The organism is Tatumella sp. JGM118 (assembly GCF_018257515.1).
Lineage (GTDB): Bacteria > Pseudomonadota > Gammaproteobacteria > Enterobacterales > Enterobacteriaceae > Tatumella > Tatumella terrea.
The window spans coordinates 1-19684 of record NZ_JAERJR010000009.1 but is presented as its reverse complement, the minus strand read 5'-3'; the positions used below and the strand labels follow the sequence as shown (position 1 = coordinate 19684).

25 protein-coding genes are annotated in these 19684 nt (G+C 53.5%); 10 read left to right on the top strand and 15 right to left on the bottom strand.

Annotated elements, in window-relative coordinates; genetic code table 11:
• Position 1: 1 nt before the first annotated feature.
• From flgH to JK223_RS10150, 7 genes are read right to left on the bottom strand one after another with little or no spacing between them, the layout of a single operon-like run.
• The gene (gene flgH, locus JK223_RS10180) at positions 2–670 is read right to left on the bottom strand and encodes a flagellar basal body L-ring protein FlgH (protein WP_212714079.1); all 669 of its coding nucleotides are present in this window, start codon (positions 668–670) and stop codon (positions 2–4) included.
• A gap of 9 nt (positions 671–679) precedes the next feature.
• Positions 680–1465, bottom strand: a complete 786-nt coding sequence (gene flgG, locus JK223_RS10175; protein WP_212714078.1) for a flagellar basal-body rod protein FlgG — start codon at positions 1463–1465, stop codon at positions 680–682.
• A gap of 27 nt (positions 1466–1492) precedes the next feature.
• A complete protein-coding gene (flgF, locus tag JK223_RS10170) occupies positions 1493–2224 on the bottom strand; it encodes a flagellar basal-body rod protein FlgF (RefSeq protein ID WP_212714077.1) in 732 nt (243 codons plus the stop codon).
• The gene (locus JK223_RS10165) at positions 2224–2994 is read right to left on the bottom strand and encodes a flagellar hook-basal body complex protein (RefSeq protein WP_212714076.1); all 771 of its coding nucleotides are present in this window, start codon (positions 2992–2994) and stop codon (positions 2224–2226) included. The genes flgF and JK223_RS10165 overlap by 1 nt, the downstream gene beginning before the upstream one ends.
• 33 nt (positions 2995–3027) lie before the next feature.
• Positions 3028–3684 carry a flagellar hook capping FlgD N-terminal domain-containing protein gene (locus JK223_RS10160; protein ID WP_212714075.1) on the bottom strand — a complete coding sequence of 219 codons (657 nt, stop codon included), beginning with the start codon at positions 3682–3684 and terminating at the stop codon, positions 3028–3030.
• Positions 3681–4103, bottom strand: a complete 423-nt coding sequence (flgC, locus tag JK223_RS10155; RefSeq protein WP_212714074.1) for a flagellar basal body rod protein FlgC — start codon at positions 4101–4103, stop codon at positions 3681–3683. Before flgC ends, JK223_RS10160 begins: the two co-directional genes overlap by 4 nt.
• A gap of 18 nt (positions 4104–4121) precedes the next feature.
• Positions 4122–4469, bottom strand: a complete 348-nt coding sequence (locus JK223_RS10150) for a flagellar basal body protein (RefSeq protein ID WP_212714073.1) — start codon at positions 4467–4469, stop codon at positions 4122–4124.
• A 103-nt stretch (positions 4470–4572) separates the two neighbouring features.
• Between JK223_RS10150 and flgA the strand changes: the two genes are divergently transcribed.
• The 3 genes from flgA to JK223_RS10135 all read left to right on the top strand — a co-directional run bounded on the left by flgA (position 4573) and on the right by JK223_RS10135 (position 6118).
• Positions 4573–5331: a flagellar basal body P-ring formation chaperone FlgA gene (gene flgA / locus JK223_RS10145; protein WP_212714072.1), complete on the top strand. Its 759-nt coding sequence runs from the start codon at positions 4573–4575 to the stop codon at positions 5329–5331.
• Positions 5332–5396: 65 nt separating this feature from the next.
• Entirely contained in the window at positions 5397–5675 is a 279-nt protein-coding gene (gene flgM / locus JK223_RS10140; protein WP_212714071.1) for a flagellar biosynthesis anti-sigma factor FlgM, read from the top strand.
• On the top strand, positions 5672–6118 hold the full coding sequence (locus JK223_RS10135) for a flagellar protein FlgN (RefSeq protein WP_212714070.1): 447 nt from the start codon (positions 5672–5674) through the stop codon (positions 6116–6118). Before flgM ends, JK223_RS10135 begins: the two co-directional genes overlap by 4 nt.
• Here JK223_RS10135 and JK223_RS10130 read toward each other — a convergent pair.
• Genes JK223_RS10130 through JK223_RS10100 form a run of 7 tightly spaced genes read right to left on the bottom strand, consistent with a single transcriptional unit; the run spans position 6115 to position 12472 of the window.
• Positions 6115–6534: a flagellar FliJ family protein gene (locus JK223_RS10130; protein WP_212714069.1), complete on the bottom strand. Its 420-nt coding sequence runs from the start codon at positions 6532–6534 to the stop codon at positions 6115–6117. The genes JK223_RS10135 and JK223_RS10130 overlap by 4 nt on opposite strands.
• Entirely contained in the window at positions 6531–7853 is a 1323-nt protein-coding gene (locus JK223_RS10125; protein ID WP_212714068.1) for a FliI/YscN family ATPase, read from the bottom strand. Before JK223_RS10125 ends, JK223_RS10130 begins: the two co-directional genes overlap by 4 nt.
• Positions 7850–8521 carry a FliH/SctL family protein gene (locus JK223_RS10120; protein ID WP_212714067.1) on the bottom strand — a complete coding sequence of 224 codons (672 nt, stop codon included), beginning with the start codon at positions 8519–8521 and terminating at the stop codon, positions 7850–7852. The genes JK223_RS10125 and JK223_RS10120 overlap by 4 nt, the downstream gene beginning before the upstream one ends.
• Positions 8522–8533: 12 nt before the next feature.
• Positions 8534–9565 carry a FliG C-terminal domain-containing protein gene (locus JK223_RS10115; protein WP_212714066.1) on the bottom strand — a complete coding sequence of 344 codons (1032 nt, stop codon included), beginning with the start codon at positions 9563–9565 and terminating at the stop codon, positions 8534–8536.
• Complete coding sequence (gene fliF / locus JK223_RS10110) at positions 9540–11114, bottom strand: flagellar basal-body MS-ring/collar protein FliF (RefSeq protein ID WP_212714065.1); 1575 nt, start codon at positions 11112–11114, stop codon at positions 9540–9542. The genes JK223_RS10115 and fliF overlap by 26 nt, the downstream gene beginning before the upstream one ends.
• 12 nt (positions 11115–11126) lie before the next feature.
• Positions 11127–11462, bottom strand: a complete 336-nt coding sequence (gene fliE, locus JK223_RS10105; protein WP_212714064.1) for a flagellar hook-basal body complex protein FliE — start codon at positions 11460–11462, stop codon at positions 11127–11129.
• Between the two features lie 20 nt (positions 11463–11482).
• Complete coding sequence (locus JK223_RS10100) at positions 11483–12472, bottom strand: sigma-54-dependent Fis family transcriptional regulator (RefSeq protein WP_212714063.1); 990 nt, start codon at positions 12470–12472, stop codon at positions 11483–11485.
• Positions 12473–12824: 352 nt separating this feature from the next.
• Between JK223_RS10100 and JK223_RS10095 the strand changes: the two genes are divergently transcribed.
• From JK223_RS10095 to JK223_RS10065, 7 genes are read left to right on the top strand one after another with little or no spacing between them, the layout of a single operon-like run.
• Positions 12825–13676, top strand: a complete 852-nt coding sequence (locus JK223_RS10095; RefSeq protein ID WP_212714062.1) for a FliM/FliN family flagellar motor switch protein — start codon at positions 12825–12827, stop codon at positions 13674–13676.
• Between the two features lie 3 nt (positions 13677–13679).
• Positions 13680–14060 carry a FliM/FliN family flagellar motor switch protein gene (locus JK223_RS10090; protein WP_212714061.1) on the top strand — a complete coding sequence of 127 codons (381 nt, stop codon included), beginning with the start codon at positions 13680–13682 and terminating at the stop codon, positions 14058–14060.
• Positions 14057–14806 (top strand): flagellar type III secretion system pore protein FliP, encoded by a 750-nt coding sequence (gene fliP / locus JK223_RS10085; RefSeq protein ID WP_212714060.1) that lies wholly within the window; start codon positions 14057–14059, stop codon positions 14804–14806. The genes JK223_RS10090 and fliP overlap by 4 nt, the downstream gene beginning before the upstream one ends.
• Positions 14807–14808: 2 nt before the next feature.
• On the top strand, positions 14809–15081 hold the full coding sequence (gene fliQ, locus JK223_RS10080) for a flagellar biosynthesis protein FliQ (protein WP_212714059.1): 273 nt from the start codon (positions 14809–14811) through the stop codon (positions 15079–15081).
• Between the two features lie 5 nt (positions 15082–15086).
• A complete protein-coding gene (locus JK223_RS10075; RefSeq protein ID WP_212714058.1) occupies positions 15087–15869 on the top strand; it encodes a flagellar biosynthetic protein FliR in 783 nt (260 codons plus the stop codon).
• A complete protein-coding gene (gene flhB, locus JK223_RS10070) occupies positions 15853–16977 on the top strand; it encodes a flagellar type III secretion system protein FlhB (protein WP_212714057.1) in 1125 nt (374 codons plus the stop codon). Before JK223_RS10075 ends, flhB begins: the two co-directional genes overlap by 17 nt.
• A gap of 1 nt (position 16978) precedes the next feature.
• Entirely contained in the window at positions 16979–19051 is a 2073-nt protein-coding gene (locus JK223_RS10065) for a flagellar biosynthesis protein FlhA (protein WP_305803615.1), read from the top strand.
• A 64-nt stretch (positions 19052–19115) separates the two neighbouring features.
• On the opposite strand, the gene JK223_RS10060 is transcribed toward JK223_RS10065, so the two are convergent.
• The coding region (locus JK223_RS10060; RefSeq protein WP_212714055.1) for an IS3 family transposase at positions 19116–19684 on the bottom strand (569 nt) is incomplete at its 5' end.

The following is a 19684-nucleotide window of genomic DNA, read 5'->3' as shown; positions in this document are numbered from 1 at the left end:
CTTACATCGGGAAGAGGGGATGGTTAAAGAAACGGGTTAACCAGCCGGCGCTGTTCGCATCACTCAGCGCACCCCGTCCCGCATAAGAAATACGGGCATTGGCAATACGTTGTGAATTCACCGAATTATCGCGATCGATATCATCCGCCCGGACCAGGCCGGTGACGCGGATATATTCATCCCCCTGGTTCAGGGTCAGCCATTTCTCGCCACGGATCACTAATACGCCATTCGGCAGCACACGATAGACCGCGACCGTAATATAGCCTTTCAGGCTGTTCTGCTGTTGAGAACTGCCGTTACCGTTAAACGTCCGGTCTCCGTCGACAGAGGCCGACAGGCTGTTTACCGAATGTCCGAACACATTCGGGATCCCGAATGTCGTATCATTCTTCTTATCAAATCCGGTTTTCGCCTGTTTACTCGCCTGTGTCGCCTCATCCAGCTTAACCGTCAGAATATCCCCGACACGATAGGCCCGGCGATCCTGGGTCAGCGACCAGTTAAACCCTGAGCTATATAACCCACCCCCATGAACCGCCGGCTCCGGGGCCATAATTTCATCCGGCGGAGCATAGGCTGCATCATCTTTTTTCACTAAATAGGGTGAGCTTTCACAACCCGTCAGTAAGCAACAGAGCCCCCAGAAAATAAGTAATGAATAGCGCATCCGTCGTTCCTATAGCGTCTGGGTCACAAATTTCAGCATGTCATCCGCCGCAGAGACCATCTTGGCATTCATCTCATACGCCCGTTGCACAGTGATCATGTCCACCATCTCCTCAACGACCTGTACGTTCGAGCCTTCCAGCGCCCCCTGCTCAAGCTGACCCAGGCCATCTTCTCCCGGGGTGCCTTCCGTCGCTTCACCACTGGCCGCCGTTGCCTGATACAGGTTATCGCCCTCGGCTTCCAGCCCGGCCGGGTTCATAAAATTCACCAGTGTCAGTTGCCCCAGCTCCTGCGGATCCGTTTCACCGGCGACGGTTGCCCTGACGGTGCCGTCTTTACCGATCTGGATATCTGTTGTATTCGCGGGGATCTCAATTTGTGGCTGTAACGGTAAGCCTTCCGCCGTGGTCAGGACGCCGTCCTGATTACGCTGGAAGTTCCCCGCGCGGGTATACCCGATGTCGCCATTGGCTAACTGCACCTGGAAGAACCCGTCCCCGGTGATCGCCACATCTAATTTCTGTCCCGTGTTCTGGATATTGCCGACACTGAACTCTTTCTGCGTGCCGACTATCTTTACCCCGGTACCGTACTGTGTGCCGGTCGGTGTCGTGTTCTGCTGATCCAGCGGACTGCCGGCAGAACGCTGGTTCTGATAGAAAAGATCGGCAAACAGGGTGCGATCCTTTTTAAACGCCGTGGTATTGACGTTGGCCAGGTTATTGGAAATGGTCGTCAGACGTGCATCCTGTGCACTTAATCCGGTTTTACTGATCCACAATGCAGGATTCATTATCGCTTCTCATGTTAACGCTGCAGATTAGCTGTTTCTCAACAGCTGATTGCCCGCCGACGCTAAGTCATCGGCGGTTTTCATCATTTTAATTTGCGCCTCAAACTGCCGGTTCACCGACATACTGGCGAGCATTTCACCGATGGCCGAAACGTTAGAACCTTCGAGGTGTCCGGAGACAACACGGACACCTTCATCTGCAGGATTATTACGCTGAGTGCTGACCAGCAGCCCTTGTTCATTTTTAGATAACGACGGGGCCGGGGGATCCACCAGTTTGAGACGATCGACATCGACGGGGGTGGTGTTACCGCTTTCCTGCGGGACAATGGAGATAATACCGTCCTGACCGATACTGACCGACGAAAACGGCGGCAGGATCACCGGCCCGTTATCCCCGGCGACAGGATACCCGTGAGCATACATCTGCCCCTGAGCATCAATCGTCAGTTGTCCGTCGCGGGTATAGGCCTCGCCTTTTTCCGTCAGCACCGTCAGATAGCCCTGTCCCTGAATAGCCACATCCAGGTTCCGGCCGGTGGCCTGAATGGCACCGGCAGACAGATCGACCCCGGACGGCCTTTCGCTGTTCATCACCCGTGTTTCGCCGGGACTGGCCGATAAGGCCTGCTGCTGTGCTAACGCCAGATCAGCGCGAAAACCTTCGGTGTTAGCATTCGCCAGGTTATTGGCATGGATCTGCTGCTGTTGCTGAGCCACACTGGCCCCGCTGAGCGCGGTGTACAATAACCGGTCCATCAGATGGCCTGGAATAAAGCGGTGAACATGCTGCTATCGGTGCTGATCACTTTGGTATTGGCCTGATAGTTACGCTGAGCACTCATCAGGTTGACCAGTTCACCGGTCAGATCCACGTTGGAGGATTCTAATGAACCGTTATGCAGGCTGCCCAGCACACCGCTTTGTGCGATACCAAACCGTGCTGCGCCGGACCCCCCGGTGGCGCTCCAGGTGGTGCCGTCTTCCGCCTGCAGTTGATCTTCATTCGGAAAACTCGCCAGTGCCACCTGACCTGCGGTGAGTTTTGAACCATCCGTATAGGTCGCCTGAACATTTCCCTGCTCATCCAGACTGACGCCACTCAGTTCACTGCCATTATTCGTCTGTGCCACCTGTAGGGGGGTGACGTTGCCCGTTGTCGCTCCGCCCTGGTACCCCTCATACTGTAAGCCGGTGTTATTGACCAGATAACCGTCTTTATCGACCTGGACGTAACCCGCGCGGCTGAATTTCTGGCTGCCATTGGAATCATGCAATACAAAGAAGCCCTTACCGCTGATCGCCATATCCAGGCTGCTGGAACTGCTCACTAATGACCCGTTCGCATCAACACTTTGCTGGGCGCCCTGATCCAGTACACCGTTACCGGTGCCATTCACATAGAGTGCAGAAAAGTTCTCCCGTCCGGATTTAAAACCGACGGTATCGGCATTGGCGATATTGTTAGAAATCGTGTTTAACTGGGCACTGACCGCATTTAATCCACGAATAGCGATATTAAAACTCATGATCTGTTTTCCTCTGATCGTCGATAAACTGCGTTAAGCCATGCTGAATTGTGTGATTGCGCTGTAACTGACATCCCCCAGCCCCTGAAGCGTCAGGATGGGATCACTGCCGGATAACGGGAAACGCACGGATTTGACCGTCCCCGCCAGTTCAGTGGTTAATCCGCTCTGGTCGTTATCCGTGGTGACACTCAGGCTATAGTTCCCCGCAGGTAAGCCGGCCGCCGCGGGATCGAGGGTAAAACTGACATCACCGGCCGCCGCAGATCCCAGAGAGACGGGATACGTCTTACCGTTGCTGTCTGTCAGGGTCAGTGTGACCTGCGAAGCGGCATGGCTGAGCGTGGTCCGGCCGCTGATGGCCGTTTTCCCGTCCGTCGTCAGCGTGGCAGCCTGAACCATCACGGATTGTCCGGTCAGCGCCCCGATGCTTTGTTTTTGCAGAGAACTGACCTGCCGGGACGTGCTGGTCATCAGGCTGGTCATGCTGTCCATGGATTGCACCTGGCTCAGTTGCGCCAGCTGACTGACATATTCTTTACCATCCGTAGGATTGGTCGGATCCTGGTTCTGAATCTGAGCCACCAGCAGCTGTAAAAACATATCGCTGATCTGACTCCCGGCCCCGGACGTCGAAGCCGTTGTGCTGCCGGTGGTGCTGGCCGTCGTCGTGCTGGTATTAATATTCATGAGTTACCTTCTCCCAGTCTGAGCAGGCTTTGCTGCATACTTTTAATGTTACTCAGCACATCCACGTTGGTTTCAAAACTCCGGCTTGCCGACATCATATCGGCCATCTCATCCACCGTATTGACGTCGGGGTAATAGACATAGCCCTTCGCATCCGCCAGCGGATGATGAGGTTCATAGCGGGCAATGGCCCCCGGCCGTTCGGTGATGGCCGTCACAGCCACACTGGCAGAGGCCCCGTCTGACGTCATTGACTGGTCAAGCACCGCGCTGAAGACCGGCTGGCGTGCTTTATAAGCACTCTCTGCGGACCCCGCCGCAGTATCGGCATTGGCCAGATTGCTGGCTACCGTGTTCAGACGGATCATCTGCGCATTCATTGCAGAGCCCGCTATCTGATAGATGGCATTAAATCCCATGACCTGCTCTCCTGGCCGTTACTTACCTTCAATTGCACTCTTCAGGTTGCCGAATTGCATGTTTAAAAAGGTGAGACTCATCTGGAAGCTTTGGCTATTGCTGGCAAAGGCCGTTTGCTCGTTATGTAATTCGACCGTATTCCCGTCTGCACTCGCTTGCTGCGGGATCCGGTACAGGGTCTCAGCAACCTGTGGAAAGGTACTGCTTTGCTGACGTTGCATCTCTGCGGCAAAATCAATATCTTTAGCCTGGAAATCGGGCGTATCAGCATTCGCTAAGTTTGCACTTAAGATTTCGGCGCGTTGTAACCGTAGATCGATAGCCCGGGGGCTATTACCCAACGCCCGTTCGAAAGAGATACTCATCAGAATCCCGCCTGTGTTATTCAGAAACGTTGGCAGTCTGAATGCAATTTACGTGCCAGTCAGTAAAAAATATTTTCAACATAAAATTCATAAGGTTAAAAGAATGCAGAGGCTGCAGAGGAAAGGAAACTTCCGCCCGGGCGTCCGGGGATTTTCCTGTCTGTTGATGGCGACACTGACGGTGCTGTTACAGCAAACGGCTTACAGTGCCACCCTGCCGGAAACACAGGCGACGCAGTGGGTCGGACAGCACGTCCGGGCGTATGCCCGGCAGCAAGGCTGGCAGCAGGTCACCGTCCGGCCAAAGGTCACTTTTTTTACCGCAGAGAACCGGTTACGCCCCTGTCTTTCCGGACTCAGCTTTAGTGCGCCGGTGGAAAGTGCTCCGGTCACCCGTTTCCCGCTGCTGATTAGCTGTTCCGACCCGGCAGGCAACTGGAAGGTCAGGGCCGAAGCCACCGCCAGTATTACCCTGCAGGCCATTACCCCCTCAGACAACCTGCCGGCCGGAACGGTGCTGAGCCCGGACAATACACAAACCACGCAGATACAGCTGCAGCCCGGGCAACGGCCCGATATCCTGACACGCCCGGAGGATATGATGCAGATGGCGCTGAAACGTCCGCTGGCCGCGGGACAACCGGTGACGCTCAATCTGCTTAAAGCCCCTTTACTGATCCGCCGCGAGCAGCCGATCACATTACTGATCCGCCAGCCCGATCTGGAACTTTCCGCCCCGGGGATTGCCCTGCAAAATGGTGTCAGGGGGGCGCTTATTAAGGTGAAAAACAGCAGCAGCGGCAGAGTGATTGTCGGCAAGGTGATCAATGAACAACAGGTCAGCGTCAGAGCGGCCGAATAAATGTCGTATTTACCCTTAATTTACGGCCGGTCCGCGTCGTTATAAGCAGGAAACGGAGATTATTTATGATAAAGCTGACATCTGTGACGCATAACGACAGGATTAATACCCCCGTTGTTGCTTCACAAGACAATGAAAAGGCGATTAAAACCTCAGCCCCGAAAGTCATGTCCGCCTCGACCGGGCAGACAATGATGGAAGCACGGCAGGCATTAGCAGCCATGCCGGAGGTGGATAGCGCGAAGGTCGCTGAAGTGAAAGCCGCCTTAAGCCGTGGTGAACTCACTGCGGACAGTGAAGGACTGGCCCGGTCTATGCTGAGTTTTTACCAGAGGTCTGAATGAGTAAGGCTGACCTGGTGCGCACGCTGTGCACTGAGCTGCTGGCAGACAGGCAACATCTGCACGCGATCAACGCGATATTATCGGCCCAGCGTCAGGCGATCCTGACCTATGCACAAGCGGATCTTGACCAACTGAATCAGCAGCTGATGCAACACTACCGGCAGTTACACCAGCATGCCCGGCAGCGCATGGCCGGTCTGCAGCAACTGGGTTTACCGGCAGCCCCGCAGGGCATGACGCAATTACTGGCAGGACTGCCGGAAGCTGCCCGGCACCCGTTGCAATCCGCCTGGCAGGAAATAACAGAACAACTGCAGCAGTGTCAGCAGACTAACCACCACAATCAGCAACTCATTGAAATGCAGTATGATATTCTGCAAAACAGTCTCCCGGTTTCCGGAGAGGGACCGTCCTGGCTTTATCAGCCGGGCCAGCACGCTTAGGATTTTCGGGCAAAGCGGAGGGCGGCTAAGGCATCCGTACTCTTTTGCTCCTGCCGGCGTTGCTGCTGCAATTCGCTGCGGGCCAGTTCATGGCCATAGCTTTCCAGCCGCTTATACTGCAAATGACTCTCCAGTAACGCCGTTTGACGCCGGGCTAACTCCTGCTCTGCCGCAAGGTGCTGCTGCTGCTGCCAGCGGAGCAGGTGACGCAGTTCCCGGGCATAATTATCCTGATTCCGCAGGGCTAAGCCCTGCGTCACCGGTGTCATAGGCGACTGCAGAAACGACTGCAGGGTATGGATTTTGGACTGCATGCCCCGGAGCATGGCCTGCTGTTCATTGACCCGCTGCTGGCACTGTTGTAACTGCTGGCGGCGGAGGCGTTCCAGCGTCTTCAGCGGATCCGTCAGGCTCATTCCCCTGCCTTCCTGTGGGCCAGCGTCAGTAATTGCTGCCGGCTGTCAGAGAATGAACTCAGTTGCTGCTCTTCCTGTTGTAAAAACCGATGGAGAGCCGGTGATAGCTCTACCGCCAGATCCACCTCAGGATCGGCCCCTGCCACATAGCCCCCCAGAGCCATCATCGGCTTAATCTCTCTGAAGCGGGCATATTGCTGCTTAAGTTGCCTGGCGGCACGGCGGTGCTCTTCAGATGTCACCAGACTCATACAGCGACTGACGGACTGACTGATATCAATGGCAGGGAAATGTCCGGCTTCTGCCAGCGTACGTGATAACACAATATGTCCGTCGAGTACGGCGCGCGCCGCATCGACGATCGGATCCTGCTGATCATCGCCTTCGGCAAGGACGGTATAAATGGCCGTCAGGCTCCCGGTCCCTTCACCGTTACCGGCGGCCTCCACCAGCCGCGGGATCAACGAAAAGACCGATGCCGGATACCCTTTGGTTGCCGGGGCTTCCCCCAGCGATAAGGCGATTTCACGCTGTGCCATGGCGTAACGTGTTAAAGAGTCAATCATCAGCAATACATGAAAGCCCTGATCACGGAAAAAAGCCGCCACTGAGTGACAAAGTTCTGTCGCTTTCAAACGCATTAACGGGCTTTCGTCGGCAGGCGCAACAATGACAATGGCTTTCTTCCGCCCCTGTTCACCCAGGGTATGGGTCAGGAATTCATTCACTTCACGACCCCGTTCACCGATCAGGCCGACCACCACGATTTCTGCTTCTGTTGCCCGGGCCATCATGCCCAGCAAAACACTTTTCCCGACCCCGCTCCCGGCCATCAGGCCGACGCGCTGACCACGCCCCAGGGTCAGGAAACCATTGATCGTCCGGACCCCGACATCCAGCGGGGCGCTGACCGGGGCACGCTTCAGTGCCGGCACGGCGGGAAGCTGACGGGGTAATATAAAGCCACCGCCGGCAGGGCCGGACTCATCGACCGGTTCGCCCAGTCCGTTGAAGACCCGGCCTAACCACTCCTCACCGATCGGCAGACCGGCGGAATTTCCGGCAGGAAAGACGCGGGCACCACTGCGTAACCCCGAAGGATTCTGTAACGGCATCAGATAGGTCAGCTCACGGTTGAAACCCACCACTTCCGCAATCACTCTCTGCTGATGAGCGGTTTCGACTTCACAGCGCTGACCAATGGCTAACGGGCAGCCACTGACTTCCATCAGCGGCCCCGTGACCCGGCAGAGTTTGCCGGCATCCAGGCTCAGGGGAACGGCCGCCAGTGAGGCTAACGCGTGTTCCAGCCCCTTCACGAATTCGGCTCTTGCAGGCTTTTTTCCAGCGTCGCCAGGCAGGTGTTCAGACGTTGCTGGCAACCGAGGTCAATCTGCTGTTCCGCCGTATCGATAAGACATTCGCCACGGGCCAGATCCGCAACCGCCTGTAAATTCCAGGTCGCTTGTTTTTCAGGGGCCAGTTTTACGATGGCGTCAAAATCGGCTTCAGCCACCCGTACCGCGAAGGATTGTTCACTGAGTTGCTCAGAAGCCAGTTTGTCTTCGATCAGTGAGAGTAACAGTTCCGGACGACTGGTAATTTCATGGCGGATCACCAGACCCGCAATCCGGGTGACCAGCGCGAGCGTGGCTTCATTTTGTTGCTTTTCAACGCGGGCATACCAGGCCGTCAGCTGCTCTGCGGCCGCATCCAGCGGGGCACTGGCCTGCTGAAAAAGGGCCTGACTTTCTGCCAGTCCCTGTGCCCTGCCTTCGGCAAGGCCCTGCGCTTTCCCTTCGGCCATCCCCAGAGAAATCCCCTGTACCTTGCCTTCCTCCAGCCCCTGACGGTAGCCGTCGGCTTTCGCCTGTTCAAAAGCGGTTTCCCGGGCGGCCAGAGAGGCTGTTTCGGTCACAGGGGTGACGGCAGTGACCTCTTCAGGGCACAGCGCCGGAAAACGATAACGGCGGAAAGAGTGATCCATCCGGTGCTCCTGTTATTCGACGGTACGTTCAGCGTACATCTGGATTCTGATTTCACCCTCTTCGGCCAGCTGACGGAGAGTCCCCATAATGTCACGACGAACCTGCTCGATACGGCTCACCGGCACCGGCCCCAGCCGCGCAGAGGTCTGTTCCAGCTGGCCGATTTGCCGTTTTGGCATAATGCTGAAGATGGCATCACGTAATACCGGCTCGGCACCTTTCAGGGCAATCGCCCACTCTTCCAGCGGAATTTCATCAAACAGACGCTGTAATGTTTCTTCACTCTGCCGGCTCAGGATGAAGAATTCATACATCTGATCTTCCAGCGCTTTCACCAGTGAAGCATCCTGCTGTTTCAGCTGCTCCAGTAACTGATTCTGCTGCTCAGGCAGGCGGTTGATAATATTGGCAGCATGTTTTGCCCCGGTAATACGGGAGCCATGTTCAGAAATAATAGCAATGCCCCGCTCAATGAGCTTATCCAGTTCATCAATCACATCGCGGTTAATGTCATCCAGACGGGCTATCCTTAGCAGGATTTCATCCTGACGGGGCGCGGGTTGCATCGCCAGCACACCGGCCGCCACATCGGGCGGCAGAAAAGCCAGGAAGATGGCCTGCAGCTGAACGTGTTCCTGGCAGATCAGCGCAGAGAGTTGCGACGTATCCACCCATTGCAGGCGCGCCATCCGGTAACGGATAGCATCACCATAAATATGGTTCATCACGCTCATGGCAATTTCCGGCCCCAGTGACTTCTGCAGAATGTTTTGCAGGTAAATCCGGGACCCGCCATGGATACCGCTTTGCTGGCGATAATCATCAAAGAAGTGATTAAATGCCTGATGTGCCTGCGAAACTTTAACACCCTGTAAGCGTGCCATGGTTTCGCTCAGCAGGATCACCTCTTCGCGGGAGAGCTTCTGCATCACTTTTGACGCCGCATTTTCACCAATGCTCAGCAAAAGGATGGCCGCCTGCTCGAGACTGTTTCGTTGCCGGGTCAGCAAAGAGACGTTAGACGTTGTCGCGGGATCGGTCATTACTATTTATCCATTGTTTAATCACTTCAGCGATCCGGTCGGTCTCATTCTCAGCAAGCTGCTGTAAATAAGCCACTTTATCTTCAATGCCCGAGGCGCGTGGCGGCAGCTCAGCTTCATTCTCAAACTGATGTCCGCTGGCAGATGCACTGTCATTGATTTCACCCGCTGCAGGTGCTGTGCCGTCAGAACTGGCCTGTAATTGCCGGTTTCGTGCGATGACGCGGGGCCGGATCACCAGCACTATCATCAACAGGGCTAACAGGCCTATGCCTCCCCGGGTGACCCAGAACTGAATATCCGGTTGCTGCCACCAGGCAATCACAGGGACGGAAACCGCAGGCGGAGCCACAAAACTGAGCTTATCCAGTGATAACGTATCGCCACGTGCGCTATCAATACCCGCAGCATTCTCTAACAGGCTCTTTAACTGACCCAGCTGCGCCTCAGACATGCCCGCAATATTCCCGGCGGCGGCATTCAGTGCAACCGCCACCTGTAAGCGCGCCAGTTGCTGATCAGGGTATTTAATGTGTCTGATTTGCCGGTCATACGCATATTTACGTTGCGTCTGGCTGTGCATCTGATTCGTTTTAGAATTATCGTCAGGCTTACTCTCTGCTGGCGGACGGTTACTTAAGGTTCCCGGCACCCCGGAGGCGGTGCTCAGGGCACTGCTGTCGTTATTGACCTGCTCTTCCAGTACCCTCGGCTCTCCCTGTAATACTTCATCCGTCTCTTCCGATTTGCGTAAATCGAGGGCCGGCATCACGGTGACACGATAATTATCATGACCCACCGCAGAGTCGAGCAGTTGCGTCAGGTTTCGGGTGACGGGCCGGGCGACCGCCTGCAGCAAGTCATCCGACACCGCCTGATCATTACCGGCCTCATTCAGCAAGGCACCGGTTTGATCGACCACATGGACATTGGCTGCGAGTAACCCCGGAACACTTCCCGCCACGAGCTGGGTGATCGCACGCACCTGGGCCGCGGTTAAGCGGATACCTGCGGACAGCGTGAGCACCACCGAGGCGCTGCTAGGAGGTTGGCTGGAGAGTACAAAGCCGCTTTCCGCCTGGATCCCCAGATGCACACGGGCCTCTTCGACCCCCTCAATGGACATGATACTGCGGGCCAGCTCCCCCTCCAGTCCCCGCTGATAACGGATATTCTGGATATACTGACTGGCGCCAAGGATTTCATCCTTATCCATCAGTTCGAACCCCGGGGCGACCACAGGCTGAATATTTTTACCGGCCAGTACCATCCGGGCGCGGGCCAGCAGATCATCGGCCACCAGAATCTGTCCGTTATCCGGGTTAATACGGAAATCAATATGTTCGCTGGCCAGCGCGCTGGCGACGGCATCCGCAGGGACTTTCTGATGAACGCCATATAAGGGGACATAGTGGGACTGACCACGCCAGAGAACAGCAACAATCAGTAGACTGAGCACTGCGCCCAGGGTCGCGAGTACCCAGGGCTTTTTAATGGTATCGATGGGAAACTGACGCCGGGAAAACCAGCTTTGTAACGAATTAAGCACGATGGCTCCGAATTAAAGAGGGGTATTTAGCAGATCATCCAGCGCACTCGTCAGCTTGTTCCGTACCTGCAGGAGGGCGGAAAAACTGATATTCGCTTTCTGGCTGGCGACCATCGCACCGGCCAGATCATCACTTTGCCCGGCATTTAAGGCCTGCTGTCGGGACGCGGCATCCAGTTGCAGTTGGTTCACCTGTGAAACTGATTGCGACAATACCGACTGAAAACTGTTTTCCTGAGACATTGCCGGAAGGAACGCCCCCTCATCTGCAGCAATCACCGGCGCAACATCACTAAGGCCTGAGGCCGGTACCGCTGTCGACAACGATACGAAAGGATCTAAAACCATGATCTCGTCATTCCTGATACTTATATACTTAATCCGGCCTGACGCATTGACGTCAGACGATAACGTAATGCCCGCGGGGTGATCCCCAGTTTTTTGGCGGTCAGTGTTTTATTTCCTTCACACTGCTCCAGCAGATCGAGGATATATTGCTGCTCTACCTGTTTACCCATCTGGCGGATTGAGGGAGTATTCTGTGGCTGCAATCCCCTCACCGGGGAGGTCGCGGGAGTCGGCAGGCCGAGATCAGCCAGCGTTAATTTTCCCTGCTGACACAGAATTAACCCGCATTGAATTTTATTTTCCAGCTCACGGACATTTCCGGGCCAGTCGTAGTCCAGTAACGCCTGACGTACCTGAGGTGACAACTCGGCTTCAGCGGCTGAAAAAGCGCGATATTTTTTTAAAAAGCAGGTGACGAGGGGCAGGATATCTTCCCGTCGCTCACGTAACGGAGCAATGGTCAGAGGTAATACCGCCAGCCGGTAGAACAGGTCCTGTCTGAAACGTCCTTCAGCCACGGCGGTGGGTAAATGCTGATGAGTGGCCGCAATAATCCTGACCGATAATTTAATACGGCGGGTACTTCCCAGACGTTCAACTTCCTGTTCCTGCAATACCCGTAATAATTTGGCCTGTAATGAGAGAGGCATATCACCAATTTCATCCAGTAATAATATGCCGCCGTTTGCCTGCTCAAATTTACCGGGCATCGATTGTACTGCCCCGGTGAATGCCCCTTTTTCATAGCCGAATAAGGTCGCCTCCAGCAGGCTGTCAGGAATAGCGGCGCAGTTAACACCAATATAGGGCGCTGAGTTAAGCGTTCCGAATTGCTGGCGATGAATATAACGCGCAATACACTCTTTTCCTGTGCCTGATTCACCATAAATTAATACGGGTACAGAGACTCTGGCCATTTTTTCGGCCATGCGCAGAGTTTCCATACTCCTGGCAGAGTATGAAATAAGATCAGCATCAGCAGTATTTATCCCTGAAGAATAAGTACTCATTGATATTTCCCGGAAGTAATGTGAATTTTTATTTAAATTTTTTTAAAAAACCGGCGTCATGACACCAGTTCCATTAACATCGCTAATAAGCAATGCTCAGATAACTCTTGTTTTTATTTAATCTAACCTATCGGTGGAATTTCTTAAACCCCTGATATATCTATAGATTATTGGTTACAGGTCACTCAGAAAACAGAGACGCCCATCCCTCAGAGAAATAAACGGAAAATTCTCATTTAAATCTAAACAAATCCCTTGCAACTGGCAACCAATATCTCATAAGATTCCAAAAATTTCCGGCCTAATGCTAAGTATAATTAATCAAATACTGCATGCAGACACTGGGCAACCCATGGTTCTTTGCAAAAACATTTTAAAAAAACTTAACATCGACCCGAAGGATACTATTCTGCCTTTAGGGGTGAGTCAGTTGGGAAAACCCTGGCATAAGCTGGCTGAACACATTAATAAAAATTATGATAATTTCGATGCTGCCTTAAGCCGTTATTTTCTGAATAAGTTCAGGGTAAATACTTCGCTGGCTAATATTAACTTCACTATTGAAGAGAATAAAAAATGCCATCAAATATATTCCTGTACTGCGGGAAAAATAGCCTTTGAAATTGATCGTGTCCTGTTACTGAATTTATTACATGACTTTTATGGGGTCAGCGACACCCCCGCGACAGACAATGACACCGAAATCACTCAGACCGAGAAACGCTTACAGGAACGTCTCGGTGATGAGATCTGCAAAATATTTCTGACGCCGGAAGTGACCGGTCACGATCTGTCGGTCAAACCCGTACATAATCAGCAGCACAGTCATTGGGCCTGGTGTCTTTCGTTCCGGTTACGGGGTTATCAACAGGGTGCCATCACCTTACGTTTTGACCATTCCCTGATCGATCAGATACTGAGCACATTACGTAATGAACCTGAGCCGGGGGAGGCGAATCCTTTTTCTGAAGCCCGCCTGGAGCAGCAGTTACGTCGTCTTCCTTTCACGCTAAACGCTCAGTTAGTGTGTATGGAAACCACCCTGGAAAAATTATTACATCTGCAAGTGGATGATGTGTTACCCGTTTTCCTTAATGACTCCGTTCCCGTCACACTCGGCGATGAAGTGTTATTTCATGCCAAAGTCTCTGAACATCAGGGGCAACTCGTCCTGTCAGAATTTATTGATCATTACACCGGATAAATAATGAATTACGAAGATAATAAAACACCGTCGGCTTTTTCTCTGGATGATCTTAATTTCGATGAGTTATCCGCCACGGCGACGGAGCAGAACGTCGCGGCAGACCCGCAGCAGCGGCAGGAAGAAAACCGTAAGCGCCAGTTATTTAACCGTATTCCGTTGACCCTGACGCTGGAAGTGGCTTCGGTCAGCGTCTCTCTGGCCGACCTGTTAGCGGTGGATAAAAATACGGTCATTGAATTGAATAAAATGGCCGGTGAGCCACTGGATTTAAAAGTTAACGGTGTGTTGTTTGGAAAAGCAGAAGTTGTCGTGGTGAATGATAAATATGGTTTACGTATTATCGAATTTACCGGCCAGCAGTTAAGCGACCTGACCTCATGAATATCTGCCGTTACTGGCGACAATTCTGCGCCGGTTTACTGATGATAGTGACGCCTTGTCTGACGGCGGCGGAGCCGGGTCTGACATTATTCAGTACCCGCACTGAGCAGGGCGGGCAGAGCTATAGCGTCAATATTGAAATACTGATCCTGATGACCTTACTCGGTTTACTGCCGGTAATGGTACTGATGATGACGAGTTTCACCCGCTTTATTATTGTATTAGCCATATTGCGTCAGGCGCTGGGGTTACAACAAACCCCACCCAATAAAGTGCTGACCGGGATTGCGCTCTGTCTGACGCTGCTGGTGATGCGTCCGGTATGGATGACGATGAATCAGGAGGCGCTGATCCCCTATCAGTCAGGGAAAATCTCGCTGAATGAGGCCCTGATCCAGGCCAGCCAGCCACTGAAAAAATTTATGCTGGCGCAGACCAGTAAAACAGCCATGAGTCAGATCATGACGATTGCGCACGTCACCGGCGACCCCGCAGACCAGGACCTGACCATCATTACGCCTGCGTATTTACTCAGTGAGTTAAAGACGGCCTTTCAGATTGGTTTTATGATCTATCTGCCGTTTCTGGTCATCGACTTAATTGTCTCCAGCATATTGATGGCCATGGGCATGATGATGCTTTCACCGATGGTGGTGTCTCTGCCGTTCAAATTACTGCTGTTTGTCTTATGTGATGGCTGGTCACTGATCACCGGAACACTGACCCAAAGTATTCAGGGTTTTTAATCATGTTCACGTTAGATAGCATCAGTGACCAAATGGGTGGCGCAATCCAGCTAGTGCTGCTGATTTCTGCCGTCATTATTCTGCCCGGATTACTGGTCGGTCTCTGTGTCAGTATCTTCCAGGCGGCTACCCAGATTAATGAACAGACCCTCAGCTTCCTGCCCCGGCTGGTCGTGACCCTGCTGGTACTGATTGTGGCCGGAAAATGGATACTGATTAAACTTATCGACTTCACTCAGTTGCTGTTTCACCAGGCCGGAAATATTTCAGGTTAACCGGCATGCTCGATCTTTCAGGATTTTACAGCCATCTGTTAACCCTGCTATTACCCTGGGTCAGGATAGTGTCGTTTCTGCAATTCAGTCCGCTGGCAGACAGTACATTAATTCCGCGAAAAGTCAGGATAGTCCTCTCTCTGGTGCTGACGGCGTTAATTGCCCCCCTTCTGCCACTGACCTCTCCCCCGGCATTTTTATCGGTCACCCTGCTTACCCAGGTCGCCGAACAAATTGCCTGGGGGCTTATTTTCGGACAGCTGTTACAACTCGCCTTTTCGGCATTGCAGACAGCGGGCCAGATCATCGCCATGAATATGGGCCTCTCGATGGCGGTACAGAACGACCCGATCAATGGCACCAGTAATACCCTGGTCTCACAGTTGTTTAATTTAACCATGGTGCTGATCTTTTTTGCGGCCAACGGTCACTTATTACTGGTGACGGTGTTGTATCAGGGATTTATCTACTGGCCGGTCGGCACGGCACTTAACTGGCCATCGGTAAATACCCTGATTATCAGTTTTGGCTGGATAATTTCTGCGGCGGTGATCATCGCCCTGCCCTCAACGGTGATCATGTTATTGATTCAGGGGGTATTTGGCTTACTCAATAAGATATCACCGACACTGAATTTATTTTCGCTGGGTTTCCCGCTGGCGGCACTGGCCGGAATTATCAGTATTGCCTTACTGATCCCGACGCTATCCGGACACTATCTCTCACTGACGGATCAGGTGATCCATCAGTTTGACCTGCTGAGGACACCCCATGTCTCAGGCCAGTGATAAAAGTGAGAAGGCGACACCGGCAAAGCTCAAAAAAGCCCGCGAAAAAGGCGATACCGGCCGGGCCAAAGAGTTTTCATCGGCGATTTCACTGGCGGTCGCCTTTATGACGCTGACCGGATTATTACCCTGGTACTGGCACCTGATTGGCGATTTTTTCCGGCAAGCGTCAGAGGGGGTACACACCTCTGATCCGGGCGCACGGTTAGTCCTGCTGACAGGTAAGGCGCTGGGGTTGTTATTAACCATCACGCTCAGCTTTTGTACGGTTCCGCTGGCCGCCGGTATTGCTACGCTGTTCAGCGGTGGATGGATATTCAGCCTGAAAAAAATTATGCCGGACGGTAAGCGACTGAATCCGTTAACCGGTTTTACCCGCTTGTTTGCCGCCGACAATTTTATCGAATTAGCGAAAGTGATACTGAAAGCCGGGCTTATTTTACTGATGTTAAGCCTGTTATTACGCCATTCATTGCAGGACATCATGCTGTTATCACAGCTGGGCTGGCCTGTGGCGATGAGTGAAGGGCTGGCCCTGGTAGCCCGCCTGTTTGGCTATTTTGTACTGCTGATGCTGGGGTTTGCCCTGCTTGAATGGCCGCTGAGTCGTTATCAGTTCCGGCGTAAAATGCGAATGACGCGACAGGAAGTCAAAGATGAATTTAAACACAGCGAAGGGAACCCGCAGATTAAGGGGCGTTTACGCCAGTTACAGCGCCAGTTGGCTCAGGGACAACTCAGAAAAACCGTCCCTCAGGCCAATGTCATTATCACGAACCCGACCCACTATGCAGTGGCACTGAAATACGATCCGCAGGCGGCCGCCGCTCCGTATGTAGTCGCGAAAGGAGCCGATGATCTGGCGCTTTTTATCCGGCAGATTGGTGAAGAACATCAGATAGAAATCGTTGAGTTCGCGCCGCTCGCCCGGGCTGTCTATGCCTCGACACGTGTGAATCAGCAGATCCCGAATCAGCTTTATCAGGCCATTGCCCATGTACTGACCTATGTCATGCAATTACGGCGCTGGCGGCAGGATAAATCTCAGCAAAAACCGACCATCAATCGAAAAATCCCGATGCCTTCAGAAGGACAATTCCGTGAATAAATTGCCATTGACTCACTGGCTCCGGCGCGGCAAAGCGCTGCCGCTGGGCCTGCCACTGCTGATAATGGCAGTGCTGGCCATGATCATTTTGCCGTTAGATCCGCTGATACTGGACTGCCTGTTCACCTTTAATATTGTGCTGGCAATATTGATCCTGCTGGTCTCCGTCAATGCGCAACGGCCCCTCGATTTCAGTATCTTTCCGACACTGCTGCTGATCACCACGCTGCTGAGACTGTCCATGAATGTCGCCTCAACGCGGGTTGTGCTGCTGCATGGACAGGAAGGCGAAGGGGCGGCAGGGAAAGTGATAGAAGCCTTCGGTCAGGTCGTGATTGGCGGAGACTTCCTGGTCGGATTTGTCGTTTTTGTGATCCTGATGATCGTTAACTTCGTGGTGATCACCAAAGGCGCGGAACGTATTTCCGAGGTCTCCGCGCGCTTTACGCTGGATGCCATGCCAGGCAAACAAATGGCCATCGATGCCGACCTTAACGCCGGGATCATTACTCAGGCCCAGGCCCGCGAACGACGTTCTGAAGTGACCCGCGAGGCTGACTTCTATGGGTCGATGGATGGTGCCTCGAAGTTTGTGCGGGGTGATGCGATCGCCGGTATGTTGATTCTGGTGATCAATATGGTCGGCGGCGTGGCGATCGGCATATTTAAACACCATCTGGATGCCGGTCATGCCTTTCAGCAGTATGCCCTGCTGACGATCGGCGATGGTCTGGTCGCGCAATTGCCTTCGTTACTGCTGTCAACGGCGGCCGCGATCATCGTGACCCGGGTCAGTGATGGTCAGGATATCCGCCACGAAGTGCGTCAACAGCTGCTGGCCCAGCCCGCGATCCTGTATACCGTCGCCGGCATTATGCTGGCCATGGCCCTCGTTCCCGGCATGCCGCATATCGCCTTCCTGAGCTTTGCGCTTTTACTGAGTTTTGCCGGATGGCGTCAGTCAAAACGTGTTCTGGCAGCCAGCCAGTCCGCGACGGATGTGGTGGAGAAGGCGCTGGAGCCGGAAGTCCCTCGGCTGCACTGGGAAAGCCTCTCCGTGACCGAGCCGGTCGGGCTTAACCTGGGCTACCGGCTGGTCAGCCTGATCGACAAACACCAGGGCGGCTTACTGTCTCAGCGCATCACCGGCGTCCGGCAGGTCCTTTCCGAGAGTAGCGGGATGCTGCTGCCGGAAATTCAGGTGCGGGAAAACTTCCGCCTGAAACCTACGCAGTACAGTATTATGATCCATGGTGTCCGTGCCGCGCTGGGAGAAGTTCATGCCGATAAGCTGATGGCGCTCGCCAGCAGTGAAGTCTATGGCGAACTGGATGGGATCCTCGGGACCGATCCCGCCTATGGCATGTCCGCTATCTGGATTGATCCGGCACAGAAAAGCCAGGCACTACGCTTCGGATATCAGGTAGTCGATTGCGCCAGCGTGATTGCAACGCATGTGAATAAAGTGGTGAAGCAGTATCTGCCTGAGCTTTTTCAGTACGATGATATTACGGCACTGCATCGCCGGTTAGCTCAGCCCGCGCCCCGGTTAAGTGAAGACTTAAATGCAGCACTGAATTACACCCAACAGTTACGTATTTATCGTCAGTTACTGACCGACAATGTCAGCCTGAAGGATATTGTCACCATTGCGACGGCACTGCTCGCCGGGCACCAGATCACCAAAGATCCGCTGCTGTTATCCGCCGATGTCCGCTACGCCCTTCGTCGTCAGATAGTCCACGGGATCAATAAGGATCGCCGGCAGTTTGCGGTATTTACCCTCAGTGATGCCTTAGAAGAGTTACTGCTACGCGCCCAGCAGGCGGCAGGCAATAAAGAGCTGGATAACGTGCCGCTGGATCCGCATCTGTTAACGCAGTTACAAACCAATATGCCGCTGATCACCGAACAGATGAAAGCCGAAAATCTGCCTCCGGTACTGATCGTCCCGCCGGCATTGCGGCCACTGCTGGCACGCTATGCCCGTTCATTTTCACGTGAGCTGTTTGTGCTGTCTTATAACGAGGTCCCTGAAGACCTGGAAGTGGTGATCCGCGGGCATCTGTCTTAAACCCGGCGGGTGACCGCAGTATCTCCGGCAAAAGGCTGGACGGACAGAACCGCTTTTTTGGTGACTAGTCCTGATATAGGTTGACAGTTTTTTGTCTGTAAAACGCCTGATGAACATCATCGGGCGTTTTGTATTTCAGGGCCAGATGCGGCCGTTCATGGTTATAAATTTCCACGGACTCTTTTACCATCATCCGGGCCTGTGCAAGATCCACCGGGCGCGAGAGTAAAAACTCATTTTTCAGTATCCCGTTTATTCTCTCAGCCAGCGCATTCTGGTAGCAGTCGTAACCATCAGTCATTGAACAGGTTATTCCATTTCGCTCATGAACTGACTGATAAAGTACAGAACAGTATTGCAGCCCTCTGTCAGAGTGATGTACCAGCGGACCTGTGGTTTTTCTCTGCCTCAGAGCCTGCCTGAACGCTTTTACCACGCTTTCTGTCCGCAGGTTTTCCCCGACATGGTAACCCACGATTTTTCTGGAGCAGGCATCGGTGACCAGGCTCAGATAAGCCGTGCCGCTGCGTAGTGGAAGGTAAGTTATATCAGCGACCCAGACCTGCTCTGGCTCAAGGGCGGTAACCTGGTCAGAGCCGGATTTCAGCAGATTAGGATGCCGGTAAAAGCGAT

Bases quoted from the DNA above. Each gene is read 5' to 3' on its own strand.
- flgH (WP_212714079.1), bottom strand. From the start codon at position 670: ATGCGCTATTCATTACTTATTTTCTGGGGGCTCTGTTGCTTACTGACG.
- flgG (WP_212714078.1), bottom strand. From the start codon at position 1,465: ATGAATCCTGCATTGTGGATCAGTAAAACCGGATTAAGTGCACAGGAT.
- flgF (WP_212714077.1), bottom strand. From the start codon at position 2,224: ATGGACCGGTTATTGTACACCGCGCTCAGCGGGGCCAGTGTGGCTCAG.
- JK223_RS10165 (WP_212714076.1), bottom strand. From the start codon at position 2,994: ATGAGTTTTAATATCGCTATTCGTGGATTAAATGCGGTCAGTGCCCAG.
- JK223_RS10160 (WP_212714075.1), bottom strand. From the start codon at position 3,684: ATGAATATTAATACCAGCACGACGACGGCCAGCACCACCGGCAGCACA.
- flgC (WP_212714074.1), bottom strand. From the start codon at position 4,103: ATGGGATTTAATGCCATCTATCAGATAGCGGGCTCTGCAATGAATGCG.
- JK223_RS10150 (WP_212714073.1), bottom strand. From the start codon at position 4,469: ATGAGTATCTCTTTCGAACGGGCGTTGGGTAATAGCCCCCGGGCTATC.
- flgA (WP_212714072.1), top strand. From the start codon at position 4,573: ATGCAGAGGCTGCAGAGGAAAGGAAACTTCCGCCCGGGCGTCCGGGGA.
- flgM (WP_212714071.1), top strand. From the start codon at position 5,397: ATGATAAAGCTGACATCTGTGACGCATAACGACAGGATTAATACCCCC.
- JK223_RS10135 (WP_212714070.1), top strand. From the start codon at position 5,672: ATGAGTAAGGCTGACCTGGTGCGCACGCTGTGCACTGAGCTGCTGGCA.
- JK223_RS10130 (WP_212714069.1), bottom strand. From the start codon at position 6,534: ATGAGCCTGACGGATCCGCTGAAGACGCTGGAACGCCTCCGCCGCCAG.
- JK223_RS10120 (WP_212714067.1), bottom strand. From the start codon at position 8,521: ATGGATCACTCTTTCCGCCGTTATCGTTTTCCGGCGCTGTGCCCTGAA.
- JK223_RS10115 (WP_212714066.1), bottom strand. From the start codon at position 9,565: ATGACCGATCCCGCGACAACGTCTAACGTCTCTTTGCTGACCCGGCAA.
- fliE (WP_212714064.1), bottom strand. From the start codon at position 11,462: ATGGTTTTAGATCCTTTCGTATCGTTGTCGACAGCGGTACCGGCCTCA.
- JK223_RS10100 (WP_212714063.1), bottom strand. From the start codon at position 12,472: ATGAGTACTTATTCTTCAGGGATAAATACTGCTGATGCTGATCTTATT.
- JK223_RS10095 (WP_212714062.1), top strand. From the start codon at position 12,825: ATGGTTCTTTGCAAAAACATTTTAAAAAAACTTAACATCGACCCGAAG.
- JK223_RS10090 (WP_212714061.1), top strand. From the start codon at position 13,680: ATGAATTACGAAGATAATAAAACACCGTCGGCTTTTTCTCTGGATGAT.
- fliP (WP_212714060.1), top strand. From the start codon at position 14,057: ATGAATATCTGCCGTTACTGGCGACAATTCTGCGCCGGTTTACTGATG.
- fliQ (WP_212714059.1), top strand. From the start codon at position 14,809: ATGTTCACGTTAGATAGCATCAGTGACCAAATGGGTGGCGCAATCCAG.
- JK223_RS10075 (WP_212714058.1), top strand. From the start codon at position 15,087: ATGCTCGATCTTTCAGGATTTTACAGCCATCTGTTAACCCTGCTATTA.
- flhB (WP_212714057.1), top strand. From the start codon at position 15,853: ATGTCTCAGGCCAGTGATAAAAGTGAGAAGGCGACACCGGCAAAGCTC.